The organism is Achromobacter sp. ISS7 (assembly GCF_056523125.1).
The window spans coordinates 665,863-683,402 of the sequence record NZ_JAWRZD010000001.1 but is presented as its reverse complement, the minus strand read 5'-3'; the positions used below and the strand labels follow the sequence as shown (position 1 = coordinate 683,402).

The 17,540-nt window shown below is 68.7% G+C and carries 11 protein-coding genes; 4 read left to right on the top strand and 7 right to left on the bottom strand.

All coding sequences use genetic code 11. The annotated features are described in order from the left end of the window. Positions 1-55: 55 nt before the first annotated feature. Positions 56-1,396 carry an aspartate aminotransferase family protein gene (locus AC1HFW_RS03070; RefSeq protein ID WP_479281740.1) on the top strand — a complete coding sequence of 447 codons (1,341 nt, stop codon included), beginning with the start codon at positions 56-58 and terminating at the stop codon, positions 1,394-1,396. A 15-nt stretch (positions 1,397-1,411) separates the two neighbouring features. Here the strand turns inward: AC1HFW_RS03070 and AC1HFW_RS03065 are convergent, their stop codons facing one another. The 5 genes from AC1HFW_RS03065 to parE form a co-directional block, all read right to left on the bottom strand. Continuing rightward, positions 1,412-2,650, bottom strand: coding sequence for a DUF418 domain-containing protein (locus tag AC1HFW_RS03065; RefSeq protein WP_479281738.1), 1,239 nt, complete (start codon positions 2,648-2,650; stop codon positions 1,412-1,414). Next, complete coding sequence (locus AC1HFW_RS03060) at positions 2,647-3,270, bottom strand: TetR/AcrR family transcriptional regulator (RefSeq protein WP_479281736.1); 624 nt, start codon at positions 3,268-3,270, stop codon at positions 2,647-2,649. The genes AC1HFW_RS03065 and AC1HFW_RS03060 overlap by 4 nt, the downstream gene beginning before the upstream one ends. Positions 3,271-3,412: 142 nt before the next feature. Beyond that, positions 3,413-5,734 carry a DNA topoisomerase IV subunit A gene (parC, locus tag AC1HFW_RS03055; protein ID WP_006393943.1) on the bottom strand — a complete coding sequence of 774 codons (2,322 nt, stop codon included), beginning with the start codon at positions 5,732-5,734 and terminating at the stop codon, positions 3,413-3,415. 35 nt (positions 5,735-5,769) lie between these two features. After that, on the bottom strand, positions 5,770-6,381 hold the full coding sequence (locus AC1HFW_RS03050) for a YcxB family protein (RefSeq protein WP_479281734.1): 612 nt from the start codon (positions 6,379-6,381) through the stop codon (positions 5,770-5,772). After that, on the bottom strand, positions 6,381-8,342 hold the full coding sequence (gene parE, locus AC1HFW_RS03045) for a DNA topoisomerase IV subunit B (RefSeq protein ID WP_035360153.1): 1,962 nt from the start codon (positions 8,340-8,342) through the stop codon (positions 6,381-6,383). Before parE ends, AC1HFW_RS03050 begins: the two co-directional genes overlap by 1 nt. Before the next feature lie 326 nt (positions 8,343-8,668). Between parE and trxA the strand changes: the two genes are divergently transcribed. Continuing rightward, complete coding sequence (trxA, locus tag AC1HFW_RS03040; RefSeq protein ID WP_006387817.1) at positions 8,669-8,995, top strand: thioredoxin TrxA; 327 nt, start codon at positions 8,669-8,671, stop codon at positions 8,993-8,995. A gap of 117 nt (positions 8,996-9,112) precedes the next feature. Continuing rightward, a complete protein-coding gene (rho, locus tag AC1HFW_RS03035) occupies positions 9,113-10,372 on the top strand; it encodes a transcription termination factor Rho (RefSeq protein ID WP_006218533.1) in 1,260 nt (419 codons plus the stop codon). A 173-nt stretch (positions 10,373-10,545) separates the two neighbouring features. Here rho and AC1HFW_RS03030 read toward each other — a convergent pair whose 3' ends face one another. Together AC1HFW_RS03030 and AC1HFW_RS03025 are read right to left on the bottom strand one after the other, a co-directional pair. Continuing rightward, positions 10,546-10,893: a hypothetical protein gene (locus tag AC1HFW_RS03030; RefSeq protein ID WP_006393940.1), complete on the bottom strand. Its 348-nt coding sequence runs from the start codon at positions 10,891-10,893 to the stop codon at positions 10,546-10,548. Positions 10,894-10,993: 100 nt separating this feature from the next. After that, positions 10,994-14,614, bottom strand: coding sequence for a YhdP family protein (locus tag AC1HFW_RS03025; protein WP_479286453.1), 3,621 nt, complete (start codon positions 14,612-14,614; stop codon positions 10,994-10,996). Between the two features lie 100 nt (positions 14,615-14,714). Here AC1HFW_RS03025 and glnE point away from each other — a divergent pair, with 100 nt between their 5' ends. Further along, positions 14,715-17,480, top strand: coding sequence for a bifunctional [glutamate--ammonia ligase]-adenylyl-L-tyrosine phosphorylase/[glutamate--ammonia-ligase] adenylyltransferase (gene glnE, locus AC1HFW_RS03020; protein ID WP_479281731.1), 2,766 nt, complete (start codon positions 14,715-14,717; stop codon positions 17,478-17,480). Positions 17,481-17,540: the final 60 nt, after the last annotated feature.

Here is a 17,540-nt window from a genome sequence, read left to right as displayed (position 1 = left end):
CGTCCCGGCTGAATCGCCCTTCCCCTTCCCCACGCCTTCCGCGGAGTTCCACGCCATGACCAGTACCCATGTTCTCCACCGCTCCCTGCGCAGCACGCCCCCGGTCGCGGTCCGCGGCCAGGGCGCCTGGCTCTATGACCAAGCGGGCCGCGCCTACCTGGATGGCTCGGGCGGCGCCGCGGTCTCGTGCCTCGGGCACAACCATCCGGACGTGCAGGCGGCGATGCACGCGCAGATCGACGCGCTGGCGTATGCCCACACCAGTTTCTTCACCACCGAGGTCGCCGAGCAGTTGGCCGCGACGCTGGTGGCCGACGCGCCGGCCGGCACCTCGCATGCGTACTTCGTCTCGGGCGGCTCGGAGGCGATCGAAGCCGCGCTGAAGATGGCGCGCCAGTACTACGTCGAAATCGGCCAGCCGCAGCGTCGCCATATCGTGGCGCGGCGCCAGAGCTATCACGGCAACACGCTGGGCGCGCTGGCGGTGGGCGGCAACGCCTGGCGTCGCGCCCAGTTCGCGCCGCTGCTGATCGACGTGGCGCACGTGTCGCCGTGCTATGCCTACCGCGACCAGGCGGCCGGCGAAACCGATGAGCAATACGCCGAACGCCTGGCGCAGGAGCTGGAGCAGACCTTCCAGCACCTCGGCCCCGACAGCGTGATGGCCTTCGTCGCCGAGCCGGTGGTGGGCGCGACCTCGGGCGCGGTGGCCGCGGTGCCGGGCTACTTCCGCCGCATCCGCGAGGTCTGCGACCGCCACGGCGTGCTGCTGATCGCGGATGAGGTCATGTGCGGCATGGGCCGCACCGGCACGCTCTACGCCGTCGAGCAGGAAGGCATCACGCCCGACCTGATCACCATCGCCAAGGGCCTGGGCGGCGGCTACCAGCCGATCGGCGCGGTCATGGCGCAGGAACGCATCGTGCAGGCGATGCAGCAAGGCAGCGGCTTCTTCCAGCACGGCCACACCTACCTGGGCCATGCCACCGCGTGCGCGGCCTCGCTGGCGGTGCAGCAGGTAATCAAGCGCGACAACCTGCTGGCGCGCGTGCGCGCCCAGGGCGACGGCTTGCGCCAGCGCCTGCGACAGGCGCTGGGCGAACACCCCCACGTCGGCGATATCCGCGGCCGCGGCCTGTTCATGGGCGTGGAGCTGGTGCAGGACCGCGCCAGCAAGGCGACTTTCGACCCGGCCCTGTCGCTGCATGCGCGCATCAAGCGCGAAGCCATGGCGCGCGGCCTGATGGTCTACCCCATGGGCGGCACCATCGACGGCCGCCAGGGCGACCACGTGCTGCTGGCCCCGCCCTTCATCATCACGGACGACGAGCTGGACCAGCTGACCGAACGCCTGGCCGGCGCCATCGACGCCGCCATCGCCAACAGCGGCCGCTGAACCGGTGCGGGCCGCCTAGCCGGCCTGCTCCGCCGCCTGGCGGCGCCACGCGGGCCAGGCGCCGATGGTCAGGGCGCGCAGCAGCCATTCGACCGGACCATAGGCGTGGCGGCGCAGCCACCACGCCGACAGCGGCAGCTGCGCCAGGAAGATCGCCACGGCGATCAGCAGCGCCACGCCCGGCGACACGTTGCCCGACAGGCGCAGGCCCCAGCCGGTGAAGAGGAACGCGCACACCACCGATTGCATCAGGTAGTTGCTCAGGGCCATGCGGCCGGCCGGGGCCAGCCCGCGCGCCAGCGCCGCGCCCGGCCGCGTGCGCATCGCCAGCAGCAGCGCCGCGGCGTAGGACATGCTCAACAGCGGCGCCGTGAACAGATCCATGGCCAGGCCCGGGGTTTCCCACAGCGGGGACATCGACGGCAACGCGGTGGTCGCATAGGCGGCGGACCCGGCCAGCCCGGGCAGCGCACCCAGCGCGCACAGCAGCCACAGCGCGCGCGGCTGGCGCCACGGATCGGCCAGCGCCTGGCGCCGGCCAAGGGCGTAGCCAACCAGGAACATGGCAAAGACGAACGGCCCCTGCACCAGCAGGATGACGCCCCAGATGCTGGTGGTCAGTTCGTACCAATGACGGGCAATGGTGCTGCCGATGGTGCCGCGATAGGCCTCGATGGCGGCCTGCGAATCGGCCGCGGATGCCACCCCGGCGGCGCGGCTCAGTTCGACGGTGCCGGCGGGATCGAGCAGGCTCAACGCCCCCAGCAGAGCCCAGGCCAGCGACACCAGCCCGATCAGCCACAGCGCGCGGCGCAAGGCGCGACCCGGATCCATGCGGCGGCAGGCCATCAGCGCCAGGCCCAGCACCGCGTAGGTCAGCAGAATGTCGCCCTGGTAGAACAGCACCGCGTGCGCCAGCCCCAGCAGCGCCAGGCCGACGAGGCGCCGCAGGAAACGCGGCCCGAAGGCGGCGCCGCTGCGTTCGGCCGCGCTGATCTGCAAGGTGAAGCTGTAGCCGAACAGGAATGAGAACAGCAGGTAGAACTTGGTCTCGAACAACCACGCCACCAGCCAGCGCACCGCCACGTCCCACGCCCCCGAGAAGGCGGGGTCGGTGATGCCGTTGGCGTAGAACGGCGAGGCGAACACGCCGATGTTGACGACCAGGATGCCGAACAGCGCGAAGCCGCGCAGCGCATCGACCTGCGCCAGGCGCGGCGGCACCATCCCGACGGTGTTTGCGGCGGCGTTCATGGCTGTTCTCCCGCCGCGCCGGACGCCGGCGGCAGGCACCCCTGCAGCGCCGCGTCGAGCAACCGCCCGCCCGCCGCCGCGTCGAATCGCGGATCCACCACCGAGCGGCTGTAGATGCCATCCAGCAGCAGCAACAGCATGTCGGCCATCTCCTCCACGGGCCGCGGCATGGCGCTGCGCGGCGCGCCTTGCCAGACGGCCGCCAGCAGCGCCGTCAGCGACGCCTTGCGCTCGCTTTCGTTGGCCATGACCAGCGTGTGCACGCGCGGATTGCGCACCGCCTCGGCCAGGATCTCCATGCCCAGGCGGGCAAAGCCCGGATCGCGGTACTGCGCCAGGTTCTCGTCGACCCAGCCGATCAGGGCGGCGCGCGCATCGCCCGCGGCGGCGCCGGCCTGGCGGCGTTCGCGCAGCGTGTCGGTGTCGGACGCGATCAGCGCCTCGATGATCTCGGCCTTGCTGGCGTAGTAATGGAACAGGTTGCCGGGGCTCATCCCGGCCCGCGCGCAGATCTGCGCGGTCGAGGTGGCGTGGAAGCCGTTTTCGGCGAAGCACTCGGCGGCGGCGGCCAGGATCTGGCGGCGCCGCTCCTGCTGCCGGGCGGGGTCGATTTTGCGCATGCTGCGTCGGGATTTAATTAATAGACTGATTGATCTATCTATTAAATATCGAACGTCCGATGCGGGTCAAGCGCGCGCCCGAAAACAAAACGGCGGACCCCGCGAGGTCCGCCGTTCATCGGCATCGTCAGCCGGACCGCGCTCAGCCCAGCACCGGCGACAGCAGCGGCTGCTTGGGCCGCACGTCCAGCGCCCGCCCCTTGCGCGCGCGCTTGCCGACATACACCGCCAGGGCCGCGCCCACCAGGATGTCCTCGGTGTGTTTGTTGCGGTAGATGCCCGCCGCGCGCAGGCCGAGCGCGCCGATCGGCACGGTCTGGTCGAGCTTGTCGGCCCCGTCCAGCCCCATCAGGATGGTGCCGCGCCCGCCACCGGACAGTGACTTGAGCTCGTCCAGCCCGAACACCAGGAACTTGCCCTTCTGCGACAGCAGCGCCAGTTGCGTGGCGCCCTCGAACAGCGGCACCGGGCGCAACAGTTCGTCGCCCGCCTCCAGCGTGATGAACTGCTTGCCGGCGCGCTGGCGGCTGGTCATGTCCGACAGCTTGGCGGCAAAGCCGTAGCCGCCGCGCGTGGCCAGCAGCCAGCGGCTGTCGGCCGCGGCCGCGATGGTGTGGACGATGCGGGTGCCGCTTTCCAGGTCGATCATGGTGGTGACCGGCTGGCCGTCGCCGCGCGCCGACGGCAGGCCGGACACCGGCACCGAATAGACGCGGCCGTTGTCGCCCATGGCGATCAGCGTGTCGGTGGTGCGGCATTCGAAGGCGCCGTAGAGGTCGTCGCCCTGCTTGAAGCCGAACTGCGAGGCGTCATGGCCGTGGCCCTGGCGGGCGCGCAGCCAGCCCTTCTGCGACACGACCACGGTGACCGGCTCGTCCAGCACCTTGGTTTCGAGCACCGCGCGCTCGGCGGTCTCGATCAGGGTGCGGCGGTCGTCGCCAAACTGCTTGGCGTCGGCCTCGATTTCCTTGATCAACAGGCGCTTGAGGGTGTTGGGATTGTCCAGCAGTTCCTGCAACGAGACCTGCTCCTTGCGCTTGTCCGCCAGCTCCTGCTCGATCTTGAAGCCTTCCAGGCGCGCCAGCTGGCGCAGGCGCATTTCCAGGATGTCCTCGGCCTGCCGTTCGGACAGGTTGAAGCGCTCCATCAGCGCCACGCGCGGCTCGTCGGATTCGCGGATGGTCTGGATGACCTCGTCCACCTTCAGGTAGACCACCATGCGGCCTTCCAGCACGTGGATGCGGTCGATCACCTTGTCCAGGCGGAAGCGGGTGCGGCGCAGCACGGTGTTGGTGCGGAACGCCAGCCACTCGACCAGCACGTCGCGCAAGCCCTTCTGGCGCGGACGGCCATCGGTGCCGATGCAGACCAGGTTGACCGAGGCGCTGCTTTCCATGCTGGTCTGCGCCAGCAGGGTATTGACGAATTCGTCGCGGTCGACGCGCGAGGTCTTGGGCTCGAACACCAGGCGCACGGCGGCGTCCTTGCCGGATTCGTCGCGCACCGCGTCCAGCAGGTTCAGCATCACGGCCTTGGCCTGCGTCTGCTCGGGCGTCAGGCTCTTCTTGCCGCTCTTGACCTTGGGGTTGGTGATTTCCTCGATTTCCTCGAGCACCTTCTGGCCCGAAGTGCCCGGCGGCAGCTCGGTGACCACCAGTTGCCACTGGCCGCGCGCCATTTCCTCGAACTGCCAGCGCGCCCGCACCTTGAGCGAGCCGCGCCCGCCGGCGTAGATCTGGGCGATGTCTGCGGCCGGCGTGATGATCTGGCCGCCGCCGGCGAAGTCCGGACCGGGGATCATGCCGAACAGCTCGGCATCGGGCAGTTGCGGCTGCTTGATCAGCGCCACGCAGGCCTGCGCCACTTCGCGCAGGTTATGGGGCGGGATCTCGGTGGCCATGCCGACCGCGATGCCGGAGGCGCCGTTCAGCAGCATCACCGGCAGGCGCGCCGGCAGCATCTGCGGCTCCTGCTGGCTGCCGTCGTAGTTGGGCACGAAATCGACCGTGCCTTCGTCGAGCTCGTCCAGCAACAACTTGGCGATCGGCGTCAGGCGCGCTTCGGTGTAGCGCATGGCGGCGGCGTTGTCGCCGTCGCGCGAACCGAAGTTGCCCTGGCCGTCGATGAGCGGGTAGCGCAGGGAGAAGTCCTGCGCCATGCGCACCATGGCGTCATAGGCCGCCTGGTCGCCGTGCGGGTGGTATTTGCCCAGCACGTCGCCGACGACGCGCGCGGACTTGACCGGCTTGGCGCCGGCCGCCAGCCCCATCGCCTGCATGGCGAACAGGATGCGGCGCTGCACCGGCTTCTGCCCGTCGCCGACGTCGGGCAGGGCCCGGCCCCGCACCACGGACACGGCATAGTCCAGATAGGCCTGTTCGGCATAGCGCGCCAGGGTGATGGCGGCATCGCCGCCCTCGTCGGGCGCGGCGTCGAACAAACCGTGTTGATTGCTGTCGGTCATGATGGTTTCAGGTAGATAGATTCATTGAAACGGCGTCATTGGGGAGCCGCGGCGCCCAGCAGCTGGGCATCGGCCACGTGCTCGCGCAATTGGACGCGCACCGCGTCCAGCGTGGCGGCGTCCTGCCCGCGCTTGGGAATGATCACGCCTTGCAGCGTCCCCAGGATGACATACAGATGCTGCGGCGTTTCCTCGACCCGCCGCACGTCGGCCCAGTCGATGCGGCCGGAGGCGTCGGCGATGCTGTCCTCGATGCCGTCGGCGCCAAACACCAGCTGGTGGCGCCCCAGGAACAGGCCGTCGGGCCGCTTGGCCAGCATGCGGCGCGTGTTCATGCGCACCAGCCCGGGCAGCACGAACTCGTAGGCCAGCGTCAACACCGCCAAGATGCCCAGGCCCACCGCCAGCCCCTCGAAGTACACCGGCAGCAGCAGGCTCCAGTTCGGGCCATGCCCGTCCCAGGTCTGCCAGACCAGGTAGCCCAGCAGCACCACCACCATCAGCACCGCGAAGCGCAGGTGCGACAGGTAGCGGCGGCGGCGCAGCTCGGGCCGCCGGTAGACGTACGCCGCGAATTCGGCGTAGTCATCGGCGCTGAGGTCGACCGCCATGGTGGCGGCCGGCGGCGGGGACGCGGACGGCGTCATCAGATGTCCAGCTCCGCCAGGTTGCCCTTTTCTTCGATCCAGGCGCGGCGTTGCGAGGACTCGCCCTTGCCCATCAGCATGTCGAACATGCGGGTGGTGTCTTCAGGCGTCTGGTCGCCATAGCCCACCGGCAGCAGCCGGCGCGTGTCCGGATTCATGGTGGTTTCCCACAGCTGCTCGGGGTTCATTTCGCCCAGGCCCTTGAAGCGGCTGACCGACCAGGCGCTTTCGCGCGAGCCTTCCTTGCGCAGCTTGTCCTGCGCGGCTTCCAGCTCGCCTTCGTCCAGGCAGTAGATCTTGCGCGCCGGGCGCTTGCCCTGCGCCGGCACGTCCAGGCGGAACAGCGGCGGCTTGGCGACGTAGACGTTGCCGGCCTCGACCAGCTTGGGGAAGTGCTTGTAGAACAGCGTCAGCAGCAGCACCTGGATGTGCGAGCCGTCGACGTCGGCGTCCGACAGGATGCAGATGCGGCCGTAGCGCAGCCCCGACAGGTCGGGCGAGTCGCCCGGGCCGTGCGGGTCGACGCCGATGGCAACCGAGATGTCGTGGATTTCGTTGTTGGCGAACAGGCGGTCGCGATCGACTTCCCAGGAGTTCAGCACCTTGCCGCGCAGCGGCAGGATGGCCTGGAATTCCTTGTCGCGGCCCATCTTGGCCGAACCGCCGGCCGAGTCGCCCTCGACCAGGAAGACCTCGGTGCGGGTGGCGTCGCTGGATTCGCAGTCGGTCAGCTTGCCGGGCAGCACCGCCACGCCGGAGCTCTTGCGCTTCTCGACTTTCTGCGCCGAGCGCTGGCGCGCCTGCGCCTGGCGGATGGCCAGCTCGGCCAGCTTCTTGCCGTATTCGACATTGCTGTGCAGCCACAGGTCGAGCGCGCTCTTGGAGAAACCGCCCACCAGGCGCACCGCGTCGCGGCTGTTCAGGCGTTCCTTGATCTGGCCCTGGAATTGCGGGTCGAGCACCTTGGCCGACAGCACGAAGCTGGCGCGGGCGAACACGTCCTCGGGCAGCAGCTTGACGCCCTTGGGCAGCAGGCTGTGCAGCTCGGCGAAGCCCTTGACCGCGCCGAACAGGCCTTCGCGCAGGCCCGATTCGTGCGTGCCGCCGGCCGGCGTCGGGATCAGGTTGACGTACGACTCGCGCACCGCGTTGCCGTCCTCGGTCCAGGCCACCACCCACTGGGCGCCCTCGCCTTCGGCGAAGGTTTCGTGGTCGGCGCCGGCGTATTGCTCGCCCTCGAAGAACGGCACCATCAGCTCGGCGCCGGCCAGGGCCTCGGACAGGTAGCCGCGCAGGCCGTCCTGGTACTGCCAGGTCTTGGTGTCGCCGGTCTTTTCGTTGACCAGCGAGACCTTCACGCCCGGCAGCAGCACGGCCTTGCTGCGCAGCAGGTGGGTCAGCTCGCCCAACGGGATGTTGGGGCTGTCGAAATACTTGGCGTCCGGCCAGACCCGCACGCGGGTGCCGGACTTCTTGCGGCCGCCCTGGTCGAAGGGCGCCAGCGGTTCGGCGACGTCGCCGCCCTTGAACACCAGGCGGTTGACGGCGCCATCGCGCCAGACCACGACTTCGAGCCGGGTCGCCAGCGCATTGGTGACGGACACGCCGACGCCGTGCAGGCCGCCGGAGAACGCGTAGGCGCCGCCGCCGGCCTTGTCGAACTTGCCGCCCGCGTGCAGCCGGGTGAAGACCAGCTCGACCACGGGGGCGTTTTCTTCGGGATGCAGGCCGACGGGAATGCCGCGGCCGTCGTCCTCGACGGACACGCTGCCATCGATGTGCAGCGTGACCTGTATCTGTTTGCCGTAGCCCGCCAGGGCTTCGTCTGCGGCGTTGTCGATGACCTCCTGCACGACGTGCAGGGGGTTTTCGGTGCGGGTGTACATGCCCGGGCGCTGCCGCACGGGTTCCAGCCCCTTCAGGACGCGGATGGACGCCTCGTTGTAACGTGGAGTGGCCAAGTTATCCCCAACATCTGTGGAAAAAAACCGACATTTTACGGATAAGCCCAGATTCTGCGCGGCTCCGGGTGGGATGCGCACGACCTGACCAGCTCCGAATTCGGTAGGATGACGATAGAGACACAGCCAGCGGATCCGGGTTCAATGCCCCGGATCGCGATAACTGCGCCGCGATATCCTACACAAAAGCGGCAAGTACTGTTGTTATAAACAGTGGTATGCCTGTTGTTTTTGACAGTGGTATGCTTTAATCCATTCCACAAACAAGAACAACGGCAAGGCGTCCCTTTTTTCGCCTTTTGCTGCCGAACCCGAGAATCACCATCATGAGCGACCAAATCAAGAACGTCAGTGACGCGAGCTTCGATGCCGATGTGTTGAAGTCCGGCCAGCCGGTGCTGGTGGACTACTGGGCTGCCTGGTGTGGCCCCTGCAAGATGATCGCCCCGATCCTGGAAGAAGTCGCCACCGAATACGCCGGTCGCCTGACGATCGCCAAGCTCAACGTGGACGAGAACCAGGGCACCGCCGCCAAGTACGGCATCCGTGGCATCCCCACCCTCATGCTCTTTAAAGACGGCCAGGCTGCCGCCACCAAGGTTGGCGCGCTGTCGAAGTCGCAACTCACCGCATTCCTGGACGGCGCGTTGTAAACTGCGTGCTGTGAACGAAGGCGCCGCCCTGGGGGCGGCGCTGCTTCCATACCGCGCGAGCCCGTCCGTGGCGCGCCGCCAGAACCCTCCTTTACTTTTCCCCCAACACTCACCGCGATGCACCTCAACGAACTGAAGGCGCTGCATGTCTCGCAGCTGCTGGAAATGGCCGCTGGCCTGGAAATCGAGAACGCCAACCGCCTGCGCAAGCAGGAGCTGATGTTCGCCATCATGAAACGGCGCGCCAAGCAGGGCGAGCAGATCTTTGGCGACGGCGTGCTGGAAGTCCTGCCCGACGGCTTCGGTTTCCTGCGCTCGCCCGAGACCTCGTATCTGGCCAGCACGGACGATATCTACATCTCGCCGTCCCAGATCCGCCGCTTCAACCTGCACACCGGCGACTCGATCGAAGGCGAAGTGCGCACGCCCAAGGATGGCGAGCGTTATTTCGCCCTGGTCAAGGTGGACAAGGTCAACGGCGTGGCGCCCGAGGCGATCAAGCATCGCATCATGTTCGAGAACCTGACGCCGCTGCATCCGAACCGGACCATGCGTCTGGAACGCGACATCAAGAGCGAAGAGAACCTGACGGGCCGCATCCTCGACGTCTTCGCCCCCATCGGCATGGGCCAGCGCGGCCTGATCGTCGCCAGCCCCAAGTCGGGCAAGACGGTGATGATGCAGCACATCGCGCACGCCATCACCACCAACTACCCCGACGCGGTCATGATCGTCCTGCTGGTGGACGAGCGTCCCGAGGAAGTGACCGAAATGCAGCGCACCGTGCGCGGCGAAGTGGTCGCCTCGACCTTCGATGAGCCCGCCACCCGCCACGTGCAGGTCGCCGAAATGGTCATCGAAAAGGCCAAGCGCCTGGTCGAAATGAAGAAGGACGTGGTGATCCTGCTGGACTCGATCACCCGCCTGGCCCGCGCCTACAACACCGTGGTTCCGGCTTCCGGCAAGGTGCTGACCGGCGGTGTCGACGCCAACGCCCTGCAACGTCCCAAGCGCTTCTTCGGCGCCGCGCGCAACCTCGAGGAAGGCGGTTCGCTGACCATCCTGGGCACCGCGCTGATCGAGACCGGCAGCCGCATGGACGAAGTCATCTACGAAGAATTCAAGGGCACCGGCAACTCCGAAGTGCACTTGGAACGTCGCCTGGCGGAAAAGCGCGTCTACCCGTCCATCAACCTGAACAAGTCGGGCACCCGCCGCGAAGAACTGCTGATCGCGCCGGACCTGCTGCAGAAGGTCTGGGTGCTGCGCAAGTTCATCCACGACATGGACGAAGTCCAATCCATGGAATTCATCCTGGACAAGATGCGCGCCACCAAGACCAATGCCGAATTCTTCGACATGATGAAGAAGAAGTAAGCCGTCGCCGCCCGCATGCCGGGCGCACGCATCGATTTGGCGAGGATTGCCCCACGGCGATCCTCGCCAAATGCTTTCTGGGGCCGGGATCGCGCGCGGGCCGGACGCGCGTTGCGCCGGAGCAGCCCGCTCCGACGGCGGTCACTCAGCCCGGCATCTCTTCAAGCTGGCGCTCAATGCAATTTGGGGTCGGGGAACGGCAGCTTGTCCTGCGACATGCTGGGCTGGGCCTTCCACTTGTTCCCTTCCTTGTAGAAGTCCATCTGGTTCTCGTTGACCGCGGCGCCCATCGTCACCGCCACCGTGCAGGCGACCTGCCCCGGATGGGTGGCGTCTTCCGCGACCACGCAGGTCCCCAGCTTGACCTCGGACGGGCGCGACAGGCCGGTGCCCGCAAGCATGTCGACTATGGCCTCGGTCGCCTCGGAGACCGTGGGCAGGGCAAGGCTCAGGGCATGGGCCCCGGCGGAAACACTCATCAATGCGACCACCATTGCCAGGCGGATACGGGACTTGGCCATGCGACGACTCCATCGGTATCGGGACTGGCGAGAGCTTAATGGCGCCGGCGCGTTGCTGTCTGTACGGTCTGTATCCCAATGTCAGGAAGCGGCGGCCGGATCAGTGCTCGATGAATTCTTCCAGGCTGCGCGGCTTGGGCGTCTGCTTGGGCGCCGGCTTGCCCGAGTCGTCGATCGGGTCGATCTTGGGATCGTCCCAGCTGCCGGTCACGGCGTATTCCATGGTCATGGCGCGCGCCAGCGGCTGCTTGAGCAGCCATTGCGTGACGAAGGCGCCCAGGCCGATCAGCGGATTGACCGCCAGCGCCGTGACCATCGCCGCGCCGCTGGCGTCCAGGTTGGGAATCACCACCGCCTTCAGGTTCCAGCGCTCCTGCACGATGTTGACGTCGCCCGCCAGCACGATGGCGGCGACCGGGCCGTTGATCTTGTAGCCCTCGGTCTTGAGCAAGCCGTCCGCCAGCTTGATCTGGCCGCGCACGGTATCGAAGGGGAAGCCGTCGCGCAGCAGGTTGGTCGGATTGACGTCGAGCCGCGCCAGGCGCTGCAGCGATTGCAGCGACAGCAGCTCCAGCAGGCGCGCCGTGCGCGAATTCACGTGCATGAAGCGGCCCTTGTCCAGGGTGATCTCGGCATCGCCGATCACGTCGGCGATATTGTGGGTCCAGGGCAGGTTGCGCCAGGTCACGTTGGCCTTGATGCCGCCGGTGCCGCCCGACACCACGTGCTCGAAGCCGATGCGGTCCATGAAGCTGCCCACGTTCTCGAACTTGGCGGTGGCATCCACCGTCAGGCCGCGGTCCGGGCCTTCGAGGCGCCAGGCGCCGGTGGCGTTCAAGGTGGCGGCGTCATTGGTGATCGACAGCTTGTCCAGGCGCCACTGGCGGCCGCGTTCGAGGTTGGTGCCGAGCACCTGCAGCTCGCCCAGGTTCTTGCCGTACAGGCGGAATTCCTTGGCCTGCAGGTCGATCGCCGGAATGTCCGACAGGTCGTTGCCCGAGGACAGCGCCTTGTCAGCCTCGTTGGTGTCGTCCGCGCCGCCCAGCGCCAGGTGCTTGAAGCGCGCGGTGATCTGGCCGGCGATGGCGCCGGAGGCCTCGCGCCAGGACAGCGAGCCCGCCGCCTGGCGCGACTGGATATCCACGCGCCATTGGGCCGGAGCCGGCCGGGTGGCATACAGGGTCAGGTCGTTGAGCGTATAGCCGCTGGTGCGCAGCAGGCCGGTGGCCAGGCTCACGCGCTCGGGCGCGGGCAACAGCGGCCGCGGCGCCGGCCGGCCCTTGACGGGCGGCGGGTCGAAACCGTCGGACACCTTTTCCCAGGCATCCATGTCCAGCTCCGGCAGCGTGGCGCTCAGGCTCAGGCCGCGCTCGGGCAGGCTGGCCGGACGATCGATGCCGAGCGTGCCGCGCGCGAAGTACGACGGCGAGGCATCGCTCGGATCGCGCTCGAACAGCGCGTTGATGTTGTCGCCCAGGCTGGCGGTCAGCCAGCGCCGGCCCTTGGCGCCGCGGTCCTGCGCCGCGCCCCATTGCAGCTTGAGCGGCCGCGCCAGCGGCGCCGCCTTGCCGACGGGCGCCGGCATGTCGATGGCCAGGCCGGTCAGGTCTGACTCCATCGACAGCTCCACCGAGCCGCCGCGCTGGTAGCCGACCTTGCCCTTGTAGGCGGTCTTGCCCGAAAAGCGCCCCATCGACGGCGTATTACTGATCTGCGCCAGCCCGGACCCGGCCAGCACGCCCTCGAAGCGCAAGGCGTCCGTCGGCTGCGCCAGGCTGCCCGAGATCTTGACCGGGCCGCCCAGGAACTGGGCGCGGATTTCCTTGGTGCGCACGCCCTTTTCCGAGAACTCCAGGTCACCGTGCATCTGGCTGAGCAGCGGCATTTCCGGCATGAAGGTGAAAGTGTTGTCGGCGAACTGGATCTTGCCTTCGACCTGGGTGTCGTCGGTGTTCATCAACGGCACCTTGAGCTTGAGCGGCATGCGCCAGTTGCCCGTGCCGCGCGCCTCGTCGAGCGCGCCGTCCAGCAACTGGCCCAGCGGCGAGCTGTCCGACAGCGCCAGGTAGGCCGGCACCGTCCCGCTGGTGTCGCCGTTGACCGTCAGTTCGGCGTTGTTCTCCATGTCGGGGATGGTGGCGGTGACCGCCCCCAGCGTCACCGTCTGGCCCGGCCCGGTATGGGCCACCGCCCCGCCCGGGCTGTCGAGCACCAGCCCGACCTTGTCGACGCGGAAGTTGCCCGACAGGTTCTCCAGCATCGGCCAGCCCTTGCGGTGCGTCCGGGCCGGCGCGTAATCGACCTTGGCGCCGGTGTAGGCGCCGGCGATGACGAACTCGCCGGTCGAGCCGGGGGCGCCGAAGGGGAATTCGTCCAGGTCGCCCTTGAGCGTGATCGAGGCCGACTCCATCTGCCCGGCCGGCAAGCCGGTCGCCAGCCATTCGCGCGCGTCCGCGTTGACCTCCAGCGGCAGGTAGCGGTGGATCGCGTTCATGGCGCCGCGCACCAGCGTGCCGCGCATGTCGACGCTGCCCGCGGCGCTCTTGCCTTCCTTGCGCCACTGGCCCTGCAAGCGGACATCGAGGTCGTCGTTGACGACCCGCAACTGGCCCACGTCGACGAACCAGTCGCGGGCATCGACGCCCTTGACGCGGGCATCCAGCGCGATCTCGCTGGCGCCCAGCTCGGGCTGTTCGAAGACGCCGGGCAAGGCCACGCGCAATTGCTCGACGCGGCCGCTGACCGACAGGTCCGCCGCGCCGGCGCTGCGCGCCAGCGGCACCTGCTCGCTCAGGACGAAATCGCCGGGCGTGCCCTCGATGCGGAACTGCGCGTAGCCGCCGCGCACCGCCGGGCCGTCCGGCGCCGACGCCCAATCGACGCCGCGCGCGGCCACGTCGGTGGTCAGCCTGGTGAAGGTGCCATGATCCAGCTGCAGCCAGGCGCGGGCGCTGACGCGCCCCTTGATGGCCGGCGGCGACATCCAGGGCGCCCAGGCCATCGGCTCGGCGTCATCCAGCTCGGCATAGACCTGACCGCTCCAGTTGGCCGGGCTGGCGGCGTTGGCGCTGAACAGGCTGCGGTTGAATTCGCCGCGCAGGTCCACCTTGCGCGCCAGCGCCGGATCGGCATCGGCGCGCAGCACGAAACGGTGCGACAGGCTGCCGTTGCGCACCAGGAAATCGACATTGCTCAGGACCAGTTCGGGCGCCTGGCGCAGTTCGTCCTGCCAGCGGATGCGGGCGCCATGGATGAGCAGTTCGCGCTGCGCGGTCAGCCAGCGCAGCGCCGGATGATCCAGGTCCGAGCGGTGATCGCTGGCATTCAGGTCGATGCCCTGCCCCGCCACCCACAGGCGGTTGTCGGCATCGCGGCGCAGCGTCAGTTCGGGTTGTTCCAGGCGCAGCCGCACCAGCTTGGGCGACAGCGTCAGCAGGCTGCGCCAGGCCAGCACCGCCGACACCGAAGGCAGTGTCAGCACCGGCGCGGCCTGGTCGTCGTAGACCTGGACCGAGGAAAGATCCAGGCGGGGATTGAGGCCCTGCCAGTCCGCCTGGATGGCGCCGATCGTGACGCGAGCGCCCAACGCCTGACTGGCGTAGGCTTCGATCTGGGGACGCCACTGGTCCACGCGCGGCAAGACCCAATAGCGGACGCCCAGGAGCCCGATGGCCACGACGCCGTACACGGTCAGCACCGCCCAGAACAGGCAGCAGAACACTTTTTTTGAAACAGACACGGATCGGTGGGCAGGAGAATAGTCTTGCGGTATCGTCCCCACTTATACCTGAAACGCGTCCATCCGTCTTCGTCCGATCGCCATGTCCACGCCCGCCCTTTTTGCCCCCGCCCTCGCCTGGTCCGGCCATCTGCGCCGCCGTCTCGACGCCCACCCGGATCTGGCCGCCTGGGTGGCGCAAGCGGCGCAACATCCGGTCACATCCGAGCGGCTGGCGCAATGGCAGGCGGAGCTGGCCGGCCCCGGCGCGCCCGACATCCTGCCGGTGGACCTGTGCCGCCAGGTGCTGCGCAAATTGCGCGAACGCGTGTTCAGTACCCTGATCGTGCGCGACCTGGCCGGCCAGGCGCCGCTGGAGGAAGTGGTGGGCGCGATGACGGCGCTGGCCGATGCCGCGGTGGCCGCCGCCTATCGCAGCGTGGCCGCCGACCTGGCCGCGGTGCACGGCGTGCCGCGCGATCCGGCCACCGGCCTGCCCCAGGAAATGCTGATCGTCGGCATGGGCAAGCTGGGCGGCGGTGAATTGAATGTCTCGTCCGACATCGACCTGATCATGCTGTACGGCGAGGAAGGCGACACCGACGGCCCGCGCCGCATCAGCCACCACGAGTTCTATGGCCGCCTGACGCGGCGCATGATGCCGGTGCTGTCCGAGGTCGACGCCAACGGCCAGGTGTTCCGGACCGACCTGCGCCTGCGCCCGGATGGCGACGCCGGCCCGCTGGCCTGGAGCCTGGACGCGCTGGAACACTACCTGATCGGCCAGGGCCGCGAATGGGAACGCTATGCCTGGCTCAAGGCGCGCCTGATGCCGGGCCAGGCCTTCGAGGGCAGCGACAGCGCGGCCCAGGCCCGCCAGCTGGAAAGCCTGCGCGTGCCGTTCGTCTATCGCAAGTATTTCGACTTCGACGCGCTGGCCGCGCTGCGCGCGCTGCGCGAGCGCATCCGCCAGGACTGGCAGCGCCGCGCCTCGGCCCGCAACGGCATCGACAGCGCCAACAACATCAAGCTGGGCGACGGCGGCATCCGCGAAATCGAGTTCGTGGTGCAACTGGCGCAGCTGATCCGCGGCGGCCGCATGCCGGCGCTGCAGCAGCGCGGGCTGCTGGCGGCGCTGCACGCCGAGCAGGTCGCCGGCCTGGTGCCCGAGGACGACGCGCGCCGCCTGGAAGAGGCCTACCGCTTCCTGCGCCGCACCGAACACGCGCTGCAATACCGCGAGGACGAACAGACCCACCTGCTGCCGGGCGACCCGGACCAGCGCGCCGCGCTGGCCGCCGCGCTGGGACTGAGCCCGCAGGACTTCGAAAGCACGCTGGCCGCGCACCGCCAGTTCGTCTCGCGGACCTTCCGCAACGTGTTCCGCATGGTCGGCATGGACAAGGAAGACACCGCCGATGCCAGCGCCGACACGCCCGCCGAGGAAGCCGACGAGGAATGCGCCCTGGCCGAGCAGATCCGCCTGGCCTTCGGCGAGCAGGCCGACGACCTGCTGCGCCGCACCGAAACGCTGCTGGGCAGCCACCGCGTGCGCAGCCTGCCCGAAAGCAGCCGGCGCCGCATGGAAACCCTGCTGCCGGCCGCGCTGCGCGCCGCGCGCCAGACCAGCGCGCCGCTGGACGCCGCCGTGCGCCTGTTCGACCTGATCGAGAAGATCGCCCAGCGCAGCGCCTATCTGGCGCTGCTGGCCGAGTACCCCGACACCCTGGCGCGGGTCGCGCGCATGGTCGCGGCCAGCCCCTGGGCGGCCCAGTACCTGACGCAGCACCCGCTGCTGCTGGACAGCCTGATCGACTGGCGCACCCTGTTCGAGCCGCTCGATTTCGCCCAGATCGCGCGCCAGCTGTCCGCCGACCTGGACGCCTGCCGCCTGCCCGATGGCGACCCCGACATCGAGCGCCAGATGAACCTGATGCGCGATGTCCAGCGCCAGGCCAGCTTCCAGCTGCTGGCGCAGGACCTGGAAGGCGAGCTGACGGTCGAAAAGCTCGCCGACCAGCTGTCGGCCCTGGCGGACCTGCTGCTGACGGAAACCATCCGCCGCACCTGGCCGCTGGTGAACAAGGTCGCGGGCGCCGCGCCGCGCTTCGCCGTCATCGCCTACGGCAAGCTGGGCGGCAAGGAACTGGGCTACGCCTCGGACCTGGACCTGGTGTTCCTGTATGACGATCCGCGCGAGGACGCCGCCGAGGTCTACGCCAAGCTGGGCCGCCGCATGACCTCGTGGCTGTCCACCATGACGTCGTCGGGCCGCCTGTACGAGATCGACCTGCGCCTGCGCCCGGACGGCGACGCCGGCCTGCTGGCGGTGTCGGTCGAGGCCTTCGAGCAGTACCAGCAGAAGCACGCCTGGGCCTGGGAGCACCAGGCCCTGACCCGCGCCCGCTACGCCTCCGGCGACAGCGAAGTGGGCCAGCGCTTCGAGCAGATCCGCGAGGCCATCCTGGTGATGCCGCGCGACGCGGCCAAGCTGCGCGCGGAGGTGCTGGCGATGCGCGAGAAGATCAACGCCGGGCACCCCAACAACACCGACAGGTTCGACCTGAAGCACGACGCCGGCGGCATGGTCGATGTGGAATTCGTGACCCAGTATCTGGTGCTGTGCCACGCCGGCACCCACCCCATGCTGGTGCGCAACCTGGGCAATATCACCCTGCTGCGGCTGGCTGGCGAGGCCGGGCTGATCGAGCCGGCCCTGGCCACCCGGGCCGGGGACGCCTACCGCACGCTGCGGCGCGTACAGCACCAGCTGCGCATGCAGGGCGTGGAAAAGGCCCGCGTGGCGCCCGACCAGTTGCAGGCCGAACGCGCGGCCGTGCGCGAGCTGTGGGACGCGGTGCTGGGCTGAGCCGCGGCAAGGCCTTGCGGGCGGCGCTTGCCGGCGCCTGCTGGCCAAGGCGGCAACTCA

Bases quoted from the DNA above. Each gene is read 5' to 3' on its own strand.
- AC1HFW_RS03070 (WP_479281740.1), top strand. From the start codon at position 56: ATGACCAGTACCCATGTTCTCCACCGCTCCCTGCGCAGCACGCCCCCG.
- AC1HFW_RS03065 (WP_479281738.1), bottom strand. From the start codon at position 2,650: ATGAACGCCGCCGCAAACACCGTCGGGATGGTGCCGCCGCGCCTGGCG.
- AC1HFW_RS03060 (WP_479281736.1), bottom strand. From the start codon at position 3,270: ATGCGCAAAATCGACCCCGCCCGGCAGCAGGAGCGGCGCCGCCAGATC.
- parC (WP_006393943.1), bottom strand. From the start codon at position 5,734: ATGACCGACAGCAATCAACACGGTTTGTTCGACGCCGCGCCCGACGAG.
- AC1HFW_RS03050 (WP_479281734.1), bottom strand. From the start codon at position 6,381: ATGACGCCGTCCGCGTCCCCGCCGCCGGCCGCCACCATGGCGGTCGAC.
- trxA (WP_006387817.1), top strand. From the start codon at position 8,669: ATGAGCGACCAAATCAAGAACGTCAGTGACGCGAGCTTCGATGCCGAT.
- rho (WP_006218533.1), top strand. From the start codon at position 9,113: ATGCACCTCAACGAACTGAAGGCGCTGCATGTCTCGCAGCTGCTGGAA.
- AC1HFW_RS03030 (WP_006393940.1), bottom strand. From the start codon at position 10,893: ATGGCCAAGTCCCGTATCCGCCTGGCAATGGTGGTCGCATTGATGAGT.
- glnE (WP_479281731.1), top strand. From the start codon at position 14,715: ATGTCCACGCCCGCCCTTTTTGCCCCCGCCCTCGCCTGGTCCGGCCAT.